The organism is Myxacorys chilensis, assembly GCF_059505265.1.
Genome location: NZ_JCACKG010000068.1, coordinates 1 through 20,370 on the forward strand (window position 1 = coordinate 1; position 20,370 = coordinate 20,370).

The window sequence follows — 20,370 nt, forward strand, 5'->3', positions numbered from 1 at the left end:
GTTTGCTGCCCATGCTAGGAATTTTTCCTCCCTAACATGAATCAGCCCTGCCAACCAAGGGGGAACCCGCTTCTATTCTTTGTTTCACCATTTAGAAACCGCAAATTATTTTGTGTGTTCCGCGCAACTAGGGAAATGCTTATGCTGATTGATTTTGACCGTTCAACCAACAACAAGTTTCCTTAGAGAAATGGTTTTGAGGGGGACAGGTAGTGTGAACCGCGCAAACCTCTCCTGATACGGGTGATAGAAGCTCGTTTCAGGAAGGCGCGGTCGCAATCGCCTGTCCTAATTGGGGCAGGTTGAAAGGTTGAAATCAACGAAAAAGAGTTTCGTTGCAGAGTGGTCGCAATCGCCTGTCCTAATTGGGGCAGGTTGAAAGCTTTCAGGTTTGAATCCTTCCATTCCCCGGCACCAATGGAACTCGTCGCAATCGCCTGTCCTAATTGGGGCAGGTTGAAAGATCTCAAAAAACGGGACGCGATCGTAAAAGAATGTGGTCGCAATCGCCTGTCCTAATTGGGGCAGGTTGAAAGTGAATACTTCCTCAAGACTCTGAAGTTCCCTAACATGTCGCAATCGCCTGTCCTAATTGGGGCAGGTTGAAAGGTGAGAGACTATTCGCAGGCGGACGAGAATGAACTGTCGCAATCGCCTGTCCTAATTGGGGCAGGTTGAAAGATTTCATCGTGCGTGATCGCATTTAACCGTCGAAGTTGCAATTGCTTGTCCTAATTGAAGCAGGTTGAAAGAACAGTAGAACTCGACTTTGAATATCCAGGACAAGTCACAATCGCTTGTCCTAATTGTGACAGGTTGAAAGAGACAAAGCGCAAGTCGAAAAAGGCATGTAATTGATCGCAATCACACGTCTTAATTGAGGCAGATTGAAAGATCCTTCATCTGATTGAGCCATCATGGTTGCAATTGCTTACCCTGAAGAAGGGTCGTTTGCTGAACTTGATTATCGAGAGGATCTCTAAATCTTCAGGGGGTGACAACGAAGCTAAGATGCCGACTGAATCAAGGCTATCGCATTGAGACCTCGCCCAACAAAGAGGCGTTTTTGCGGTTGGAGTGCCATCAGTTTACCTGCTAACGATCACCAAAGATTCAGGCTATGAATCCACAAACTTCCGTACATTCAGATCCAAAGCTGGCTGTGTTGCTGTTGAATGCGCTTGGTTCTTTAACGCGCCCCACCTAACGCTGCACGTGTTTTCTGCGAATGCGTTGACCGGGTATAGGGGCAATCGAACACGCAATGGTAACCAGGATAAGCAAAGAAGTGAAGCGGGATGGATTAGCATGGCACTGTTCGAGGTTGTAGCCCCTCAATTTCAGGTCTTTGAGGAGCGGCTCAATGGAGAATCGATTCGAGTAGGCTGAGAGGGCCTGTTCTGCATCGCTCAAGTTGGTAAGCAGATACCTGTCGCTTGGGTTCGATTGACGTTACTCGTGTTTTTGTCGCAGCACCAGATTATGTTTGCCGAAGCCCCGTTTTTTCGCGACTTAAATCTAAAGATAGTGTTCAGTCAATTCGGGCATTTGTGGCGAGTCATCCAGACGCGAAAAGGTGCTGCTGTCCTCAGTTTTGACCGTTGTACTTTTGGGTAAACAAAACCCAAGCGACACGTTCTTTTCAACACACTAAGCAGCAAGTTCAATGCTGTGAAACTTGCGGTCTCCAATCAGCAATGCTTTTTCAGCACCTGAAAGACTGGGCGCAACACCTTTTGTTGATCACACAGTGCACGTTGCCCTTACTTATCGAGCCAGCTTCAATACAACGAAAGCGCGCAGTTTTGGTCAACTAGGCTGACCATGAGTAAGTTATGGTCTTGCCATTGAGCTCGATCCATGAACGTTTAACCTCTGCTTTACTTGGCATATCGCTTGAGCCACTGCTTGATGATAGGAAACCACATGGCTTGCGGCGTCAGTTGTGACAAGCTCAAACATTTTTAATGTTGCGCCGTCTACTCTCAAATAAAATCGCTTGTGGAAACAGTGTTGCTAAACGCTCAATAGTGATTTGTCGTTCTTTTTGCAACAGTTCGACCAATATTTCTAGCGTCGCGAATTGAATCTGAGAGAGTTTCGATTGCAAACAGGTTTGATAGAATAAGGGCAACATTTTTCGATAGATGAGGTGAAACAAACTAAGTTACCTCATTTTTTCTGTCTTTAACGCTGCTATCCGGCATCTGCTCTAACTTCCAATCCCCCTGTCACCTCTAAATATTTGAATTCTGTATGGTGAACAGCGTGGGTTGAAAGCTTGCAGGTAGACTGTTGAATCTGAAGGTGCAAGCTTTAAGATTTCAACTACCGCTAGCAAGGTGGGTTCAGGAGTATCATTCAGGGAAGTCTAGGCGAATACTGCCACGGTTCACTCGGTTAGCACTAAAGTGTCTATTGTCCAATTAAGACAGATAAGTTACCAGTAGTACAGGGTTGAATAACGACAAATAATTCGTCACCACCGCTTAAACGACACTAAATCGTCACTACGACATTTAATTTGTCTCAACGACACTAAATTGTCATCGATGACATTTAATTAGTCACTGTACACAAAGGCAGGTAATCGTGATTACAGATAATCGCTCTACTGTTCGTCGAGTTCTACTGTTGACGCTCGTGCTGAATCTTTTTGTAATGGGATTGAAAGCGATCGTCGGACTTTCGACTGGCTCGCTCAGTTTGTTTGCCGATGCCTTGCACAGCCTGACAGATAGCGCTAATAACATCCTTGGACTGGTAGCGAGTCAGTTTTCGTCGCCTCTGCCCGATCGCGAGCATCCTTATGGACATCAGAAGTTTGAAGCGATCGGCGCACTTGGCATCGCCGCCTTTTTGGGAATTGCCTGTTTTGAAATTGTGCAAAGCGCGCTCGAACGTCTGTTTGGCACCAATAAACCCGTTCAAATTTCTAGCACTGAGCTTTGGATTCTGCTGATTGTGCTGGGCGTCAATATTTTTGTCGCGTTCTATGAGCGTAACGAAGGTCGGCGCGTCGGTAGTCCTATTTTGCTCGCCGATGCTCAACACACAATGAGCGATGTTTGGGTGACGATTAGCGTTCTCGCTGGCTTGCTGGGGATTTGGCTGTTTCAGTGGCAGTGGTTGGACGTTGCGTTGGCGTTCCCGGTGGCGATCTTAGTATTACAGAGTGGCTGGACGGTACTGAGGCAGAATCTGCCGTGGCTCGTCGATGAGGTCGCGATCGCGCCCGAAGCCATTCATGCGATCGCTATGTCGGTTCCGGGGGTGGTTAACTGCCACGATATTGCCTCGCGCGGTGTTGTAGGCCGTCAATCCTTCATCGAAATGCATCTAATCGTGGATGCCAAAGATGTCAATACTGCCCACGACATTACAGAAGCGATCGAAGCAAAATTAATGGAGAAGTACAGCCCTGTCCGCGTCATAATCCACATTGAGCCACCGTCTTACCGATCTGATCAAATCAGCTATGGAACGGCGCATCACTCATAGCCATCCTGCAACTAAGAAGTTAATACATGAAGTCAATAATACATTCTGTAGGATTCTATGAAAGCCTGAGAACTTGTGAACGGCAGATAGCCGCAAATTACAACACTAAGCTCAATATCAAGCTCAATGAATTGTATTAGGTTAAGCTATCGCCCGATCTCAAATCAAATAATGATCTCAGAATTAAACGATGGTCTTGACTCTTCCCGTGTCCAGGTCATACCGACCTCCCACAATTTTCAATTTTCCAGATTCTACCCGTTCCATTAAAAGTGACGATCGCTTTAACTGCTCAATCTGGTAGGACACATTTGCAATCACAACGTTGTCAATGGTGTCACCAGACTGCCCCTTAACCCTGTCTACAGCAGGCAAAATCGCCTTTACAAAGCTCCCAATCTCCCCTGGCAAAGCTTCATTTTTGACGGCTGCCGTGACTGCTCCGCAGCGCTCATGACCCAAAACCATTAAGACAGGCGTGTTTAGTAGAGCAACCGCATATTCAATGCTGCCGAGCGCCTCCGACGTAGCAATGTTGCCAGCAATGCGGACATCAAAAATGTCTCCGATGCCTTGATCAAAAATAATTTCGGCAGGCACTCGTGAATCTGCACAACTCAGAATGGTGGCAAACGGATGCTGGGCTTGAGCAACCTCCTGCAATCGGGCCTGAGATTGATCAGGATACTCCGGGTGATGCTCGGTGAATCGCTGATTTCCCTCTATCAGCTTTTGCAGGGCAGCGTCCGGATTAAGCGCTGAATTGGTTGAGGGTAGCTCCCCAGCTTGAACCTGTTTAACATGCCAGACTAGATCGCTCCCCGCTACTAGCATGGCGGCTCCCGTCACTCCTAACTTTAAGAAATGGCGACGTTCCATAACACGTTTTGTTGAATTCATGCTTCTCCTACACTGCTTCTTCTACAGTCATGCAACTAGAGGGCGACGTCACTAGATAGCGACATCATTTAGAGTGATGCAACACACTTGATCGAGCGGATTTCCATCACCTCTGAGATGTAACACGTGCCCCCAAATTTATTGAGCAGAGGGGTGATGTTTTCTACAACAGGTTTGATCAGATCGGGCATACAGAACGCAATAATGTAAACATTGTCGAGCATAGTCATGTCTAAATCTTCGTTGCCCTCTCGCAAGCTTTTTCCGGCAACATTGCGAATGACGGCATGACCGTGAACGCCCGCCTTTTCTAAACTATCTAAAATTTTGCCAAGCTCAAATGAGTTGGCAATGATTTCTATTCTTTTAACAGCGTGCATTTTGTTATCTCCACAACAGCTCAATTCCATACAGGTAGAGCGGAATTCCCACGATGATGTTGAATGGGAATGTCACTGCCAAAGCAGTCGAAACGTATAGGCTGGGATTCGCTTCAGGAACGGTGATCCGAATGGCGGCTGGGACAGCGATGTAAGAGGCACTGGCACACAACACGGCGAATAAGAGCGCATTTCCTTGAGGCATATCAATGAGTTTGGCAATTAATAATCCGATGCCTGCGTTCAGTATAGGAATCAGTATGGCAAACGAGATGAGAAAAACTCCGGTTTTTTGCAAGTCTTTAATTCTTCGGGCAGCCACCAATCCCATGTCGAGTAAAAAGAAGGTAAGCATGCCATAAAACAACCCTTGCGCAAAGGGTTCCATCACCTTCCAGCCGTGTTCTCCGCTCAGGAGGCCAATCAGCAGGCTACCCACGAGTAGAAAAACCGAACTGTTTAAGAAAGCTTCTTTCAACACTTCAGACCAAGCGAACTCTCGCTTCTCATTGGCGGTGAATAGATTGACCAAGATTAAACCCACAATGATGGCTGGAGATTCCATCAGCGCTAGGGCAGCGACCATATAGCCATCAAACGCAATTCCAAGTTCGGTTAGAAATGCACTTGCCGTAATGAAGGTAACAGCGCTGATTGAGCCATACGTCGCTGCGATCGCGGCTGCATCATAGCTGTCCAACTTCAGCTTGAGAATAAAGAAGGTGTAAATCGGAACAAAACACGCCATGAGCATTGCGGCTAGGAGCGTCAGGGCGACTTCCTGAGTGATGCCACTTTTGATCAGTTCGACGCCGCCCTTAAAGCCGATCGCAAAGAGCAGATACAGCGAGAGGAGTTTGGGGACGGGTGGAGGAATCTCTAAGTCAGACTTAACGAGAACAGCCGTCATTCCCAAAAAGAAGAACAGGATGGGTGGATTCAAGATGTTAGATATGATCAAGCTGCCATCCATGTCCATTCCTCCCTGAGGCAATAAAACCGAGCGTTTGAAAAACGTTTCATGTTGAAAGTTAACGTAACCGTTAAATCATGATGTATCGCGTACAGCTACCATATGTCAATCAAATGAGGCGATATATTAATCAAATGAGGAACTCAATGAGGATGCCTCACTCGAACCAGCAGAGCGAATTGACTGACAAATTTTGCTTAAAAATAAACCAATTTATATTCGTTGTTGATCAACTTAATTTATGAGCTGATTCAACTATATTCTGTGCTTAAACACCTATTTCTGTGCCTAAACACCTGTATTTTGTGCTTAAACAACTGCGATTGCTACGCAAGCTCCGAAGGATCGCAGCAAACTTTGGTTTGAGCTAAGAGCAATGCGCTAGATTAGCGTTGATGGCGCTCATCACAAACCTCACCTGCGTCCTTCTCTGCTCATGTCTTATAAAGATCATCGTTGGTTTACTCCCACGGCTCGAATGGAAGCCGAAATCCTCGAACTGTACCGGACAACCCGCGAATTCTATGACGAAGCAGAGTATCGAGAAGAACTCGATCGCTATAGTGCTTGGTATCAATCAGTGGCGCAAGAGAATCGCCGCGAACTTCAGAAAATGCGCGGCGACCTAAATCTATTTGGTTGGTTTTGCCGAAAGCGCTAGATTGCTTCTAGTTCCGCCTCTTGCAAATGAACCTTGAGCTTTGCGCCAATCTTAACCAAAACTGGAAAATTCGCGCTGACAGGGCGACCATGCCACTCTTTCACGATCGCAACGACCTCCCCTTCCTCTCCCTGCAAATCATACGGTTGATTTCGATGTTGGGGATGGTGATAAATTACAACCGATTCCTTAACTCGGACGCGAGCTCCAATTTCCATAATGTGTAACGTACCCCTATCAGCAGCCTTGACCACCATCAGCTAGACCTATCTAGAAAGACAGCTTTTTTATCTTTGCACAGGTGGGGACTTCTTCCTACCGTTTAAGAAAAGTGTCAGGAATGCGATTTTGCACCTCATTTGTGATGCGATCGCGCACTTGCCGCACTTGAGCAGGGTTGATGGAGTACCACGCGCCGAGTCCGATGGCTCCGCTTAGCACAAGGAACAGCATGAACCGCCACACGGTTCCTTGACGACGCGGTTTTGCGAGCGGCAGTTCGACCTGTTCTTCTGGCTCGGGTTCGGGTTCGTCGAGCTTGAGATCAAGGGCGGGCGGCGCGATGGGTACTCGCACATCGATCAACGGCGAAGAGACATGGCAGTAGGTCAACACCATAGATGCGTTGTCGTGTCCGTTCTGGGCGTTGGCATCTTCTAGCCACGATCGCACGGTGGTTTCTAGAGAATCTTTGCCTCTAAGAATCCGTTCGGCGTACTCTCCCCACGATCGTTCGATTAACTCGTTATCACTCAAGCCGTCTGAGCAAAGTAACAGCATTCCGTCTTCTTCGAGTAGGAAGCGTTGCACGGTGGGATGAAGATATTCGCTGTCTCTTGTGCCTAGGGCTTGAGTCAGTGCCCCGGCATCAGGACGGTTGAGGGATTCTTGACGCAACGCTCGTCCCATACGGACTTCACGCACAGCGACGTCATCATCGACGGTCAGTTGCTGACAGTATTCCGGCGTAATCCAATAGGCTCGGCTGTCTCCCACACTGACAATGTAGAGTTCGTGCGCATTGGCCGCGATCGCGCCATCGGCGAGTTTGATGCGTTGCGGCAGTTGCAGCGCCATCACCAGCGTTGTACCCATCCGCCGCCGCCCCGACCGATCTTGGGCATCATTTTGAGCCGAGATTAAATTGTTCACTACGCGTACGATCGCCGCGAGTTGTTCACTCATTAGCGCGGGCAGCACTGGCTCAGACTCGTCTGCAATTTCAGTCAACAATGCTTTGATTTGCATTTGCAAGGCTTGCACCGCTAACTGACTGGCAACTTCTCCGCCTTCGTGTCCGCCAATGCCGTCACAGACGATCGTCAAGCGGGGCGCAAGATCATCATGCAGTTGATGTTGAGAGTTAGCGGTGAGCGGATAGCACGCATCTTCGTTATGCGCTCGCGCTCGCCCGACATCGGTTGCACCATATACCTGTAATCTGAGCGGCAGTCGCGCCGATTGTTCGAGCAGAAGCTGATTCAATCGCTGAGCCACTTGTGGATATTCCAGTCCCTCTTCTATCTGTTCACAAAGGGCTTGGAGCGGCTCAGCGATCGCATCTTTAGCGTCGGGCAGTAACCGCATCCAGCATTGTGCCAAGTTTGCCAAAGATGGTCTGACAACCGAAGCGGTCCGCCCTCTAATCTGGGGTTCCCCGTCTTGAATTAGTTCTCTGAGCCGCAATCGCCAGCCCTCAACATGCAAATTTTCGGGCGATAATAGACTAGAGGCAACATTCAGCTTCCAAAACGGAATCCAAAGCTCTAACATCTGCCATAGCCAATACGCCTGCCGCACGGCGGAGGCGTTGTACCACGATCGCGCCAGTGAGGGCAATAGGTCTCCCGTCGCGGTGAGGGGGACGTTTTCTAACAGTAAAATCTCTTCTCCAGTCTCGTCGTCTGTGCAAAAGCCATACACTTCTGGTACATGGAGACGATAGGGATACAGGTAGAGATAAGGCAGCACGTCATCTTCAAAAAACTCTGGCGAGTTAGGACCTTGGTGCGGAGCCGTATCCACCCAAACATGAGGAGAAACCACCTGATAGCGATTCGCTCCAACCCGGCTTCCGGTTGGCTTGTGAGCAACCGTCGAGCCAACTGCCCAGAGCAACCGATTCGATGGTAGAGGCAACGGCAGGGGAGAGAAACTGGAACGATCGTTAAGTTTGCTGGGAGTTTTCATATTGCATGGCTAGGATGAGGACACCAAAACCCATCAATCAGGGAAAGCATCTTGAGGGAATGAATGCCCCAAGAGCAGGGATTGCGGAATGTGTGGGAAGAGATTTGTATCAACGCTTAGGAGTTCGATTAGATACCGCACCATGGTTTAAGCTCTCGCGATTTTACCCGATGCCTAAAATCCCGTTTCTGTGAAAAACCTCACCACTATACCAGCGATTTTCGAGAAACACACTTCAATTTACACAGCTTTTCTCTAGTCACGTTCTAAATTCCTATGGTGCTTAATCCGACAATGGTTTGGTTAGTGGCAGGAACAATTCTCTGCCTCGTTGAACTGATTCTGCCGACGGCCTTTATTGCGTTTGTGATGGGACTGAGCGCGATCGCGGTAGCGGCAGTTTCAACCGTTCTGCCGCTCAATTTTCAGATTTTTCTGTGGATTGTGCTGTCGGTGCTGTTAGTCGTTCTGTCTCGTCGCCTGGTCAAACGCAAGGCTGCCTTAAGACTAGATGCGACCGAAGCAGAAGCGTTGACAGAAATTCTACCTGGGAAGAATGGAAGGGTACTCTATGAAGGGAATTCTTGGGCGGCTCGGTGTGAAGACACCGGAGTGACTATTTCGGCTCATCAACGGGTCTACGTTGTGGGACGCAAAGGCACGACGCTTCTAGTGCTGCCTCATGAATTTTAAGAATCGAAATACATTATTCAAGTAGGAGACTCATTGCTATGTGGGGTTGGTTTATTGCTTTGATTATTGGTGGTGGCGCAATTTCAAGCGTGAAGGTGATCCAACAGGGAAACGAAGTGTTGGTGGAGCGGTTGGGTAGCTACGATCGCAAGCTCGGTCATGGACTCAGTTTTGTGATTCCGGTGCTCGACCGGGTGGCGTACCAAGAAACCATTCGAGAGAAAGTGCTGGATGTTCCACCACAAAACTGCATCACCCGTGATAACGTCTCAATTACGGTGGATGCTGTGGTGTACTGGCGGATTGTAGATATGGAGAAGGCTTACTACAAAGTGCAAGACCTCCAATCTGCGATGGTGAACCTAGTTCTTACCCAAATTCGGGCAGAGATGGGTTTACTAGAACTCGATCAAACCTTTACGGCGCGATCGCAAATCAACGAAACGCTGCTGCATGAACTAGATGTCGCCACTGATCCCTGGGGCGTGAAAGTGACTCGCGTTGAACTGCGAGACTTGATTCCCTCGAAAGCTGTTCAAGAATCGATGGAGTTGCAGATGTCGGCTGAGCGACGCAAACGAGCTGCCATTCTCACTTCTGAAGGAGATCGAGAATCAGCGGTGAACTCGGCGCGGGGTAAGGCAGAAGCTCAGGTGTTAGATGCTGAAGCACGACAGAAAGCCGTGATTTTAGCGGCAGAAGCAGAGCAGAAGAGTATTGTTCTTAAAGCTCAAGCGGAACGGCAGCAACAAGTTCTTCGTGCCCAAGCCACCGCAGAAGCAATTCAGATTGTGACTCAAGCCCTCAACACTGACTCGCGTGCGGCGGAGGCCGGAAAAGTATTGCTGGCGTTGAGCTATCTAGAGATGGGAACAACGGTGGGCAAGAGCGATAGTAGCAAGGTGATGTTTATGGATCCACGCAGCATTCCGGCGACGCTGCAAGGGATGTTGTCGATGGTCGATGAAACGAACGGCAAAGCATAGGCGCAATCATTGGGTGAGGATGGCTTGAAGCGATTTCAATTTGAGTTTCCTCACCTAGAAGCGATCGTTAGGCTGCGATCGCTCCTCCTAAAGTAGCGGAAGCAACCCAGAGTGCGAGTGTAATAAGCTGTTGGGGTTTCTCGCGTTAATCTAATCCACAAGATCAACGATCGCATTGTCCATAGAAACAAGTCGAGCGTTTTGTTAAGCGGTCGTGCTTATCAGTTTGCACTCTGTTGACCCAACTCGATTCCCCCAATTCCATATTGAGTTTGCACAAAATCTTCCTTAATACAACTTGGCGGTATCGAGTTCGTGCAAAAAATTTCTTCAACTTCGCTGTGTTAAGTTCACGATCGTGCTTCCTCGATACAGCATCTCGTCGATACTTTCTCATGCAGGCTGTTTCATTGCTATCTTTTTATCCTCTATATCTAAATTTACGTTCCCTTCGCTTCTTCTGCTTGGCAGCGATCGCACAATCCAAAAAATTCCAGCATGTGATAGTAAATTTTGAACTGATGTAGCGTATTGAGTTGATGCTCAAGATCATGCACAGGGCATTCATCAATAGGACGTGAGCTTCCACAGCGCAAACATGTGAGATGATGCCGATCTTCCTGAATTAAGCTGTAGAGCGCTTCGCCGTTAGATAGTGTTCGTACCTGCACCATTCCCTCTAACTTAAGCGCTTCTAACGCTCGATACACCGTTGCTAAGCCCATCGACTGCTCCCGATTCCGCAACTCAATATAAAGATCTTGAGCTGAAATTTCTTGACTCAGGATTTTCAGAAGATTCAGAATTCGGTCTTGACTGCGGGTGCGTTGTGCTTTCATAACGAGGTTGAAGTAAAAATCCGGGTTTTGATTTTAGGGAATTAGGAGATTGCAGGCCGTTCTAGTGAGGAGCACGCCACGTCGCTCGTAGATTTAGAATAAAAAGCTGTACGATTCAGAACGATCTCTCTATTCCTTTAGGACACGACTGTGACTCAGAAATATCAGGCTCAGATCTATGTTACTCTTCGTCCTTCGGTCTTAGATCCCGCAGGAACGGCAGTACAGTCGGGACTCTCTCACATGGGCTACACCAATGTCGATCAAGTACGGATTGGAAAATATGTCGAAGTAACGCTGAATGCGGATGATGAAGATGCTGCCCGTCAGCAGTTAGACCGAATTTGCGACGAATTATTAGCTAATCCAGTCATCGAAAACTATCGATTTGATTTAACAGGTTCGTAGAGACACGATGGGTTGCCTCTGTTTGCCAAGCGTCTGACTGACCTGTGTCTGTCTAATCTGTGTCTATCTAACCTGTGTCTAGTTATTAACATGGAAGTAGGCCAATCGCTCCTCTCTACTATCATTGCTCAAGGAAATAAAGATGAAATTTGGGGTCGTTGTTTTTCCAGGATCGAATTGCGATCGCGATTTAGTTTGGGTGACTCAAGGCTTGCTCAATCAGCCAACCCGCTTAATTTGGCATGAAGAAAGCGATTTGTCAGATATTGATGTCGTGGTCGTGCCAGGAGGATTTAGCTACGGCGACTATTTACGCTGTGGTGCGATCGCTCGCTTTTCACCCGTCATGCAATCAACTCTTGATCACGCCAGAGCCGGAAAGCTGGTTCTAGGAATTTGTAACGGCTTTCAAGTTTTGACGGAAGCAGGATTATTACCCGGAGCGTTAGTGAGAAATCGCGACTTGAATTTTATCTGCGATCGCGTCCCGCTTCGAGTTGAACGCACCGATTTGATTTGGACAGGAGGCTATCAGAAAGGGCAAGTGATTACTGTGCCGATCGCACATGGAGAAGGCAGTTACTACGCTGATGCAGATACGCTAAATGAGCTAGAAGACAACCAACAGGTGCTGTTTCGATACTGCGATGCAAATGGAAACGCAACACCAGAAAGTAATGCCAACGGTTCCCTCAACAACATTGCAGGCATTTGTAATCGCCAAGGCAATGTTTTAGGAATGATGCCTCACCCGGAACGGGCGTCTGACCAGGCGCTCGGCTGCGTCGATGGCTTTGCTCTGTTTGAGGGATTGTTAAAAGCAATGCCTGCGATCGCTTGAGGTTTGGCACCCTTTAAAGCGATTGGAAAGCGCCAAGTTTCTAATTAAGAACCTTTGGAACTCCTGAGGTTCTTTTTTCTGTAAAAAATTGCTTTCGCTGTTCAAAAAACAGAACTTTGAATATTTTTGAAAAGGAACTACAACTTTCTTGCAAGTCTTAATACTTTCGTTATACTTCTGCAACTAACCGTGATGAAGAAATGCGAACAAGTTATGTAAAGAAGTGCTAACTCAAGTGGCAATGCTTTCAAAGTTCGCTGGTTGAAACTGAGTTTAGAGGTTAAGTACAAAGATTCCTAATCAATCTCCTTAATATGTCTTAATTACAGCGACGGTTAAAGATTGTGTCAACTTAAACTTCAGTCATTTCTATATAAATTAATCCACCAAACGACTAATAAAACTTAACGCCGCTCCCTGAAAAACTAAAGATAGATGTCAATAAGATGAGATGTAGGTAAATCATTCATTCTGTTCATCGAGCTCGATTTACCGAAACTCATTTGTTGTTTCTACGCAATTATTAAAATCATGACCACAACATTACAAAGACGCGAAAGCGGCAATGTGTGGGAGCGCTTTTGCAACTGGGTGACCAGTACTGACAACCGTATTTATGTCGGTTGGTTCGGTGTACTAATGATCCCGACCCTGCTTTCGGCGACCATCTGCTTCATCATTGCCTTTATCGCTGCTCCTCCTGTTGATATCGACGGCATCCGCGAACCTGTTGCCGGTTCTCTCATGTTCGGCAACAACATTATGTCTGGTGCGGTTGTGCCTTCGTCTAACGCCATTGGCCTGCACTTCTACCCGATTTGGGAAGCCGCTTCTCTCGATGAGTGGCTCTACAACGGCGGCCCTTACCAGCTGGTCGTATTCCACTTCCTGATTGGTGTGTTTGCTTATATGGGTCGTCAGTGGGAACTGTCCTACCGCCTCGGTATGCGCCCCTGGATCTGCGTCGCTTACAGCGCGCCTCTATCAGCGGCAACAGCAGTTTTTCTGATCTACCCGATTGGCCAAGGCTCCTTCTCGGACGGCATGCCCCTCGGCATCTCCGGAACCTTCAACTTCATGATTGTGTTCCAAGCCGAGCACAACATCTTGATGCACCCCTTCCACATGCTGGGTGTGGCTGGTGTGTTTGGTGGTTCTTTGTTCTCCGCGATGCACGGTTCACTCGTGACCTCCTCCTTGGTGCGTGAGACGACCGAGAACGAATCGCAGAACAGCGGCTACAAGTTCGGTCAAGAAGAAGAGACCTACAACATCGTGGCGGCTCACGGCTACTTCGGTCGCTTGATCTTCCAATACGCGTCGTTCAACAACTCGCGTTCCTTGCACTTCCTCTTGGGTGCATGGCCCGTCGTTGGCATCTGGTTCACCTCGCTCGGCGTTAGTACGATGGCGTTCAACCTGAACGGGTTCAACTTCAACCAGAGCATCATCGACTCGCAGGGACGAGTGGTGTCGACCTGGGCAGACATGATCAACCGGGCGAACTTGGGGATGGAAGTGATGCACGAGCGCAATGCTCACAACTTCCCGCTTGACTTGGCTGAATCGGAAGTTACTCCGGTAGCTTTGCAAGCTCCTGCAATCAACGGCTAATTTCTTAGAGAAAGGGAAGTTTGCCTTAGGGTAAACTTCCCATACATATAACCCTTGATTGATAAGAAACCCTTAGTTCTGCATGGACTAGGGGTTTCTACTATTTAATAGTGTACAGACATGTCTTTATAAAAGGTGATGTTCTAGACCTGTGGATGGGTAGTGGACTAGACCTGTGGAAGTAACGATGTCGTCAAACAGGGACAATCGGGTGAGGAGAAGCAACGGTACAAATGTCGGAACTCCGACTGTCCTCGCTGCACCTCTATTGAAGCGTATGCCTATCGAGAATTTTTACCCGAAGTTATCTTAATGTGAAGCAAAGTGAATTGGGTCTTGATCCCGCCGATGTTGGGCTGAAATGGGGAGACCTTGCTCATCACCTGCTAGAGCAGCAGTTTTCTCCAAAGCCTCCCTCAGCCGCTTAGCAGCATAAATTGACATATCGCGAGGTACATTGATGCGATCGCGCAAATACCGCAGCGCAAAGTCAGAGCGGGTTGGTGGTGTACAGGCTTCGCCAGTCATCATGAAGGTTAGGGCACACCGCAGGGCTTCATCAATTACCTGGTCATCGGCAGGGTTGACTCGAATAATATTGGCGCGGTGCTTGATTACTCGGTGAAGGGCTTCCGCGCGGGAGTGTTGAGGTTCTGGATAAGCAACGTCAGGTAGGCCGAGCCAAGGCCCGTTATCCACCCGATGCTTATTCACTAGCATTTGAGGTTCGCCATTCTCCCAGCAGCCTCCCATCTGGGGCGGTAAGTCATGGGCATGGGTGTGGAAGTCGCTCTGGGTGCCGCGATACGTGAAACGGCTTTCCATAGCCTCAAACCAAGCCGCCAAGTGGGGGTTGTCCTCTCGAAGTGAGTAGCCCTTGTAGTAGTAAAGGCTAGCGTTCATGCGTTCGACATAAGGTGTGAAGATCACATCAGCCGTGCCGAACTCCTCTAGAAAATAAGAACCAAGAGTACGGGCTAGGGCCTCCTCGACTTTGCCCACAACTGCTATAAATTGCTCTCGGTTGCGCTGCTCTTGCTGAGATAACATCACTGGGTAGCAAAGCCATGTACACCAGGCTCTAAATAGAAGTCGCTCCAGTTGCCGCAGCGGGAGCACTGTGTCGTCTTTCATGCCCTGTCCTAAAGGACCAAAGACCTGTTCCAGGGCGATTAAAATATCATCGCTTTCTGTGATTAGGCGTCCATCTAGTTCGATTGCGGGTAACATACCGGATGGCACCTTGCGTTTGTACCAGCTTTCTTTCTTCCCGTAGCAAAACATTGTTACTTTTTCAATGCGGTAGGGAATCTGTTTTTCCTCAAGCCATAGCCAGATCTTTTGGCAGTAGGGGCACCAAGCATGGTTGTCACGATATAGCGTCACCCGCACATCCGATTCGCTGCGGCCAAAAAGACGCAACCGAGCTTGAGCTGTGGTAGGTCCATGAACGGTATCAACTTGAAAGTTCGTGAGTGCTTGTAGCTCTGTCCAGCTTAGGGGAGCAATGGTCATGCGGGTATCCTGAATGGTCTCAAAGTTATTAGCTTACAACGGCTTGGCGATCGCTTGATGGTGGGGATGCTTCACAGAACTCGTTTGCCAACTCGATCAATGATGTTTGTGACATTGGCGCAAAAGCTGTGGATAGAGATAATGGATGCCTTCAAAACGGTAAGGGAAATCGATCATTTGTCTATCAAAATTAGTTATTGATTGAAAAATGTTTGCCGTTTCAATGGTTTGATGTGATCGAAAGAGAAAACTTGACATCATAAAATTTTCAGTTGAAGCGATCGCTAATCCTAACCTGTGAGGCGTGCTTAGAAAATTACAACTCTTTGAGCTAATTTGATGAAGCAGTTTATGAGCGAACGCCATTGATCCATTAGAGCGATAAACAGTTTTACCAATATCTCTAGAGTCAGGAATTAGACATGGGAAAATTGAGATTGTGAACAGGCTTGATAGGATGCAGACAACATTTTTATATTACTGGAGTGAATATAACTATTTCACCCTATTCTTTTTACCTCTCTCGCTGCAATCCAGCATCCTATCTTGCTTTTAAGGGTGCTGTCAGCCTATGACGTCAGATTGTTTAAGCCAGCAGCTCAAGCCTCTCGATAGATTCGGGAGCGATGAGGATCGAGTCTAAAATTAGTGTGGATTAATGAAAAAACGCTGACAGGAATTCCTTGCGATGCTGAATGTCTTACTAATTGTGGATGTGCAGATGGGCTTTATTAACGACTTCACCCATCACATTCCGCAGCGCCTCGTGCGACTTCTTCAAACCCATCAATTTGATGCTGTGGTATTTACACGTTTTATCAATGATTGTGAAGGACCGTACTCGCGGTTCTTGCAATGGCATGGGTGCGATCGCGAACCCGATACCCAATTAGTTTCTGAGTTACACCCTTTTGCTCAACCTAATTTAGTGTTTTGTAAAACAGGAATCTGTGGTCTTCCTGACCAGTTAGTGGACTATCTGCGTCAGCAATCGGTTGAGCAGATTTCTGTTGCTGGCATCGATACAGATATGTGCGTGTTGAAGATTGCTATGGATTTGTTTGATCTGGGCATTGAGCCAGTCGTCTTAATCGATTGCTGTGCGAGTACGGCAGGCTTGCAAGCCCATTTGGCAGGGCTAGCGGTTCTCAGTCGGAACATTGGTGCCCAACGGCTCAAAGAAGCGGGGGTCGGCGATGGAACGCTTGCCGCACCCTAGGTTTTGTCACGTGAGTTCTTAATTTTTCCAGGCTAATGCATGAATGCGATTGCTAGATTAGACAAAGAAGAGATATCTGCCAAGGCCGATCGCAGCAGCATTCATGACATTCCATGCAAAATAGCGACTTCAAGATCAATAACCTCAAACTAGCAAAAAAACCGAGAAAGGCGCGACATCATCGAGCAGTTTGGCTAGGTGGCATCGGCTGTATCGCACTTCTGTTTGCGGGAACGGGATGCGAACAGATAAGAGAACGGTTTCCTGAGTTCCCGAACATTGAGCCTTCACCCCGAGCGTCAACACCTCCGACTCCTGTACAATCGGCTACCGCAGCCCAGATCGAGACAGCAATTCATCAACAAATTAATCAAGTGCGTCAACAAGATGGATTGACTGGGTTGAAAACTAACGATAAGCTTGCGACGGTTGCTCGACGGTATAGCCAGCAAATGGCAGAGCAGAATTTTTTCAGCCATACCGGTTTCGACGGCACTACGCTGGTAGACCGAGTCCGTGCCGGTCGCATTTCTTATTACGCTGTGGGTGAGAATCTGTTTAAGGGAACAAATATTGCTCAACCTGCTCCAGTGGCCGTTGATGGGTGGCTCAATAGCCCAGGACATCGAAAAAATATTTTACGTCCGGTTTTTTCTGAAACCGGAGTTGGTGTCTGGAAAAAGAACAACACGTATTACATTACTCAACTCTTTCTGCGACAGTAAGTGATAGCGCTAATAGTTTCGTGACTATTAATCGATTGGGTAATGTTCTAGACGAGTGGAGCGATCGCTAAATCGGTAATTCAACTTCGTAGCGATTGATGAACAGATCAATCACCACATCATGCAACCAGTCTGATTTCTGCCCCTCTAGATTGGGCAGCAGTCATGCTAATTGGCGAAACAAATTAAAAATCAACTGAATATTCAGAAATGTCCGCAGTAATAGAACAGTAGTGAGCGCCAACCAACTGAGCGTTCACGAACAATTATGTTACGAATAACGTAAAAAGAATCAAATCAACGATTATTCAAGCAATCACGTTCAACACTAACGCTACAACGCTGGTTGAACCAATTTCTAACGAACTGCAAAAAGCAAATCATTGTCAACATTTGTCGTTCACTGGAGAACATTGACCAAGGTGATGGCACTCAAAAAAGGCGACACCATTATGTGCCATAAAATTAACTATAAGAGTATAGAGAGCGATCGCCTTTTAATCATGCGCTGCACAAATTTTCTACCTTGTATTTTTGGGCTCGTTACATATCGAAATTTGTTTAGTGAGAGGGTTATGTGTACTGCTTGCATTGCTTCAATAGGGGTTTACGATTAGGAATAGCGATGCAGTCTAACACTGCTCGTGCACTCCTATCACCGAGAAGTTATCTATTGGAATCGAGAGGTGATTTGTAGCGGTTGATGAGCAACGTTAGCCATCGCCCACCGCAACTAGGCTATCAACATGAAAGTGAAATAAGAAAGCCCTAAAGACTTTCTTGAAGATCGTAAAGAGATTACACAGGTATTTCTATGACAGCACTTTCCACTACCGATTCAATGATTGAGATTCTTGAAGCACAGCGGGCATTTTCAGGGACTGGAGCTACCAAGCCAATTGAATTTCGCTTGGAACAACTCAATCGACTGAAGGCTGCTATCTTGGAGCGACAGACCGACATTGTCCAGGCTGCCAAAGCTGACTTAGGACGCCCCGAGTACGAAGGCTATTTTGAGGTTGGGTGTTTGATGGAGTTGAATTATATCCTTAAGCATCTTAAATCTTGGGTCAAGCCTCGTAGGGTGGGGCTGCCATTAACTCAGCAACCTGGATCAGCATGGGTGCAACCTGATCCATTAGGAGTCGTTCTGATCATTGGGCCTTGGAACTATCCTTTTCAGCTATTGATCTCTCCCTTGATGGGAGCGATCGCTGCCGGAAATTGTGCCATTCTCAAGCCTTCAGAACTAGCCCCAGCCACCTCACAGGTTGTGGCTCAGTTAGTGAAGGAAACCTTTGACCCCAAGTATATTGCGGTTCTAGAAGGAGGCGTTGAAACGGCTCAAGCTCTGCTGGCACAGAAGTTTGACCACATCTTTTTTACGGGAGGAACCCGTGTGGGTCAGATCGTGATGGAGGCGGCTGCAAAACAACTCACTCCCGTCACTCTAGAACTGGGAGGTAAAAGCCCCTGCATTGTCGATCCTGATATCAAATTAGAGGTCGCTGCTAAGCGCATCATCTGGGGCAAGTATGTGAATGCTGGGCAAACCTGTATTGCGCCCGATTATCTATTGGTACATGAGGAGATTAAACCGGCATTACTAACCGCATTACAGCAGGCGATTCAAGAATTCTTTGGCGATGATCCAGCTCAAAGTCCTGATCTGGGGCGGGTTGTGAACGATCGCCAGTTCGATCGTCTGACTCATCTTCTAGAGGGCGAAGAAATTGTGGTGGGTGGACAAACTGAGCGAGAAACCCGCTATATCGCGCCGACTATTCTCAACAATGTCAGTTGGGATGCTCCGGTGATGCAGGAAGAAATTTTTGGTCCTCTCTTGCCAGTGTTGACGTACCGAGATATTAGAGAAGCGATCGCTGCGATCAATGCTCGCCCAAAACCTTTAGCGTTATACCTGTTCACACGCAATCAGGCCCTACAAAATATGGTTCTCTCCTCAACTTCATCAGGTGGGGTGTGTCTGAATGATGTGTTTTTGCAGGTTGCTATCTGGGGGCTACCGTTTGGAGGCGTGGGCAACAGCGGCATTGGGGCCTACCACGGCAAAACTAGCTTCGAGACGTTTTCTCATCAGAAAAGTGTGTTGAAGAAACCTTTTTGGATTGATCTAGATTGGCGATATGCACCTTATGCAAAGAAGCTTGACTCTTTCAGAAAGCTAATTGAATCCTGAATCTCAGCATTAATCCGTTGTGCTTATGGGATCGATCTCCAGAGACACAGGTTAGCACTTCATGGTACTAGGCTAACGAAAGCAGTTGATGCCGAGATGAAGTCTCTTACTGTCGCTGCGTTATTTGGGCAGAAAAATGCAGGACGGGCTGGAAACTTCTGCCTAAATTGAGTTTCAAAAAACTGCCGAGGATGGTCTAGAGGGCGGAACTTCTGCGGTAGGCGCAGGAGATCAAGAATAACTCTGTCGTATGAAAAGGTTATGACTACAACCATAAGCCACCCAAAATAGACAGCTTATGGTTGCAGTCACAGCCAATAGTTGAAATGTAGATGGGAAACAGGTGCAAACATACCCACTTCCCATCTACATTTCATCCTTAATTTGAAAGACGCAGCAAGCGTCGGCTCCCTTGCAAGAGCTTCCGGAGACAACTCGCAGGGTAAATGCGAAGATTCCCCAGAGACCCTGACTCAGTGCCCATCTGAAGACACCTGTCCGGTAAGCATAGTCTCCTGCATTACTCGCAACAGATCTGAGATTACGAACGCTGCCAGTACTGAGTGCAGGAAGCGATTCGGTCGCGGGTCGCGCGTATCCCCCGTATCCCCACTGGGGATCGATTTGCCAAAGGTGATTGTGGACTGTGAAATGTTAGGTGACAATGAGATAGGGCTCTTCCGAGCTTTTGGTGAAGCTGAGAAAACGATTGCTGCACTACGTTG

General features: G+C 47.6%; 17 protein-coding genes. 10 read left to right on the forward strand and 7 right to left on the reverse strand.

What is annotated here, in order from left to right; all coding sequences use genetic code 11:
• Positions 1 to 2,592 precede the first annotated feature (2,592 nt).
• Entirely contained in the window at positions 2,593 to 3,501 is a 909-nt protein-coding gene (gene cdf31, locus AC5JLB_RS03845; RefSeq protein ID WP_495872535.1) for a CDF family zinc efflux transporter Cdf31, read from the forward strand.
• Between the two features lie 183 nt (positions 3,502 to 3,684).
• On the opposite strand, the gene AC5JLB_RS03850 is transcribed toward cdf31, so the two are convergent.
• From AC5JLB_RS03850 to AC5JLB_RS03860, 3 genes are all read right to left on the reverse strand, one after another.
• On the reverse strand, positions 3,685 to 4,401 hold the full coding sequence (locus tag AC5JLB_RS03850; protein WP_495872536.1) for a carbonic anhydrase: 717 nt from the start codon (positions 4,399 to 4,401) through the stop codon (positions 3,685 to 3,687).
• 68 nt (positions 4,402 to 4,469) lie between these two features.
• A complete protein-coding gene (locus AC5JLB_RS03855; RefSeq protein WP_495872537.1) occupies positions 4,470 to 4,781 on the reverse strand; it encodes a P-II family nitrogen regulator in 312 nt (103 codons plus the stop codon).
• 4 nt (positions 4,782 to 4,785) lie between these two features.
• On the reverse strand, positions 4,786 to 5,754 hold the full coding sequence (locus tag AC5JLB_RS03860) for a sodium-dependent bicarbonate transport family permease (RefSeq protein WP_495872538.1): 969 nt from the start codon (positions 5,752 to 5,754) through the stop codon (positions 4,786 to 4,788).
• A 436-nt stretch (positions 5,755 to 6,190) separates the two neighbouring features.
• On the opposite strand from AC5JLB_RS03860, the gene AC5JLB_RS03865 reads away from it, so the two are divergent.
• Positions 6,191 to 6,415: a hypothetical protein gene (locus tag AC5JLB_RS03865; RefSeq protein WP_495872539.1), complete on the forward strand. Its 225-nt coding sequence runs from the start codon at positions 6,191 to 6,193 to the stop codon at positions 6,413 to 6,415.
• Here AC5JLB_RS03865 and AC5JLB_RS03870 read toward each other — a convergent pair.
• A complete protein-coding gene (locus AC5JLB_RS03870) occupies positions 6,412 to 6,633 on the reverse strand; it encodes a ferredoxin-thioredoxin reductase variable chain (protein ID WP_495695276.1) in 222 nt (73 codons plus the stop codon). The two genes, AC5JLB_RS03865 and AC5JLB_RS03870, sit on opposite strands and share 4 nt — an antisense overlap.
• 97 nt (positions 6,634 to 6,730) lie before the next feature.
• The gene (locus tag AC5JLB_RS03875) at positions 6,731 to 8,605 is read right to left on the reverse strand and encodes a PP2C family protein-serine/threonine phosphatase (RefSeq protein WP_495872540.1); all 1,875 of its coding nucleotides are present in this window, start codon (positions 8,603 to 8,605) and stop codon (positions 6,731 to 6,733) included.
• Positions 8,606 to 8,881: 276 nt separating this feature from the next.
• Between AC5JLB_RS03875 and AC5JLB_RS03880 the strand changes: the two genes are divergently transcribed.
• Together AC5JLB_RS03880 and AC5JLB_RS03885 are read left to right on the forward strand one after the other, a co-directional pair.
• Positions 8,882 to 9,298, forward strand: a complete 417-nt coding sequence (locus AC5JLB_RS03880; protein ID WP_495872541.1) for an NfeD family protein — start codon at positions 8,882 to 8,884, stop codon at positions 9,296 to 9,298.
• 38 nt (positions 9,299 to 9,336) lie between these two features.
• Positions 9,337 to 10,284, forward strand: a complete 948-nt coding sequence (locus AC5JLB_RS03885; protein ID WP_495872542.1) for an SPFH domain-containing protein — start codon at positions 9,337 to 9,339, stop codon at positions 10,282 to 10,284.
• Positions 10,285 to 10,724: 440 nt separating this feature from the next.
• Here AC5JLB_RS03885 and AC5JLB_RS03890 read toward each other — a convergent pair whose 3' ends face one another.
• On the reverse strand, positions 10,725 to 11,123 hold the full coding sequence (locus AC5JLB_RS03890) for a Fur family transcriptional regulator (protein ID WP_495695281.1): 399 nt from the start codon (positions 11,121 to 11,123) through the stop codon (positions 10,725 to 10,727).
• 150 nt (positions 11,124 to 11,273) lie between these two features.
• Here AC5JLB_RS03890 and purS point away from each other — a divergent pair, with 150 nt between their 5' ends.
• The 3 genes from purS (at position 11,274) to psbA (ending at position 13,986) form a co-directional block, all read left to right on the forward strand.
• A complete protein-coding gene (purS, locus tag AC5JLB_RS03895; RefSeq protein ID WP_495695282.1) occupies positions 11,274 to 11,531 on the forward strand; it encodes a phosphoribosylformylglycinamidine synthase subunit PurS in 258 nt (85 codons plus the stop codon).
• Between the two features lie 142 nt (positions 11,532 to 11,673).
• Positions 11,674 to 12,372 carry a phosphoribosylformylglycinamidine synthase subunit PurQ gene (gene purQ / locus AC5JLB_RS03900; protein WP_495872543.1) on the forward strand — a complete coding sequence of 233 codons (699 nt, stop codon included), beginning with the start codon at positions 11,674 to 11,676 and terminating at the stop codon, positions 12,370 to 12,372.
• 531 nt (positions 12,373 to 12,903) lie between these two features.
• Positions 12,904 to 13,986 (forward strand): photosystem II q(b) protein, encoded by a 1,083-nt coding sequence (gene psbA / locus AC5JLB_RS03905; RefSeq protein ID WP_495872544.1) that lies wholly within the window; start codon positions 12,904 to 12,906, stop codon positions 13,984 to 13,986.
• 309 nt (positions 13,987 to 14,295) lie between these two features.
• Here psbA and AC5JLB_RS03910 read toward each other — a convergent pair whose 3' ends face one another.
• The gene (locus tag AC5JLB_RS03910; RefSeq protein WP_495872545.1) at positions 14,296 to 15,501 is read right to left on the reverse strand and encodes a glutathione S-transferase family protein; all 1,206 of its coding nucleotides are present in this window, start codon (positions 15,499 to 15,501) and stop codon (positions 14,296 to 14,298) included.
• A gap of 688 nt (positions 15,502 to 16,189) precedes the next feature.
• On the opposite strand from AC5JLB_RS03910, the gene AC5JLB_RS03915 reads away from it, so the two are divergent.
• From AC5JLB_RS03915 to AC5JLB_RS03925, 3 genes are all read left to right on the forward strand, one after another.
• A complete protein-coding gene (locus tag AC5JLB_RS03915; RefSeq protein ID WP_495872546.1) occupies positions 16,190 to 16,720 on the forward strand; it encodes a cysteine hydrolase family protein in 531 nt (176 codons plus the stop codon).
• 113 nt (positions 16,721 to 16,833) lie between these two features.
• Entirely contained in the window at positions 16,834 to 17,445 is a 612-nt protein-coding gene (locus AC5JLB_RS03920; RefSeq protein ID WP_495872547.1) for a CAP domain-containing protein, read from the forward strand.
• A gap of 814 nt (positions 17,446 to 18,259) precedes the next feature.
• Positions 18,260 to 19,645 carry an aldehyde dehydrogenase gene (locus AC5JLB_RS03925; RefSeq protein ID WP_495872548.1) on the forward strand — a complete coding sequence of 462 codons (1,386 nt, stop codon included), beginning with the start codon at positions 18,260 to 18,262 and terminating at the stop codon, positions 19,643 to 19,645.
• Positions 19,646 to 20,370: the final 725 nt, after the last annotated feature.

Bases quoted from the DNA above. Each gene is read 5' to 3' on its own strand.
- AC5JLB_RS03925 (WP_495872548.1), top strand. From the start codon at position 18,260: ATGACAGCACTTTCCACTACCGATTCAATGATTGAGATTCTTGAAGCA.
- purQ (WP_495872543.1), top strand. From the start codon at position 11,674: ATGAAATTTGGGGTCGTTGTTTTTCCAGGATCGAATTGCGATCGCGAT.
- AC5JLB_RS03910 (WP_495872545.1), bottom strand. From the start codon at position 15,501: ATGACCATTGCTCCCCTAAGCTGGACAGAGCTACAAGCACTCACGAAC.
- AC5JLB_RS03920 (WP_495872547.1), top strand. From the start codon at position 16,834: ATGCAAAATAGCGACTTCAAGATCAATAACCTCAAACTAGCAAAAAAA.
- AC5JLB_RS03880 (WP_495872541.1), top strand. From the start codon at position 8,882: ATGGTGCTTAATCCGACAATGGTTTGGTTAGTGGCAGGAACAATTCTC.
- AC5JLB_RS03855 (WP_495872537.1), bottom strand. From the start codon at position 4,781: ATGCACGCTGTTAAAAGAATAGAAATCATTGCCAACTCATTTGAGCTT.
- AC5JLB_RS03890 (WP_495695281.1), bottom strand. From the start codon at position 11,123: ATGAAAGCACAACGCACCCGCAGTCAAGACCGAATTCTGAATCTTCTG.
- AC5JLB_RS03915 (WP_495872546.1), top strand. From the start codon at position 16,190: ATGCTGAATGTCTTACTAATTGTGGATGTGCAGATGGGCTTTATTAAC.
- AC5JLB_RS03885 (WP_495872542.1), top strand. From the start codon at position 9,337: ATGTGGGGTTGGTTTATTGCTTTGATTATTGGTGGTGGCGCAATTTCA.
- AC5JLB_RS03860 (WP_495872538.1), bottom strand. From the start codon at position 5,754: ATGGATGGCAGCTTGATCATATCTAACATCTTGAATCCACCCATCCTG.
- AC5JLB_RS03850 (WP_495872536.1), bottom strand. From the start codon at position 4,401: ATGAATTCAACAAAACGTGTTATGGAACGTCGCCATTTCTTAAAGTTA.
- AC5JLB_RS03875 (WP_495872540.1), bottom strand. From the start codon at position 8,605: ATGAAAACTCCCAGCAAACTTAACGATCGTTCCAGTTTCTCTCCCCTG.
- AC5JLB_RS03865 (WP_495872539.1), top strand. From the start codon at position 6,191: ATGTCTTATAAAGATCATCGTTGGTTTACTCCCACGGCTCGAATGGAA.
- psbA (WP_495872544.1), top strand. From the start codon at position 12,904: ATGACCACAACATTACAAAGACGCGAAAGCGGCAATGTGTGGGAGCGC.
- AC5JLB_RS03870 (WP_495695276.1), bottom strand. From the start codon at position 6,633: ATGGAAATTGGAGCTCGCGTCCGAGTTAAGGAATCGGTTGTAATTTAT.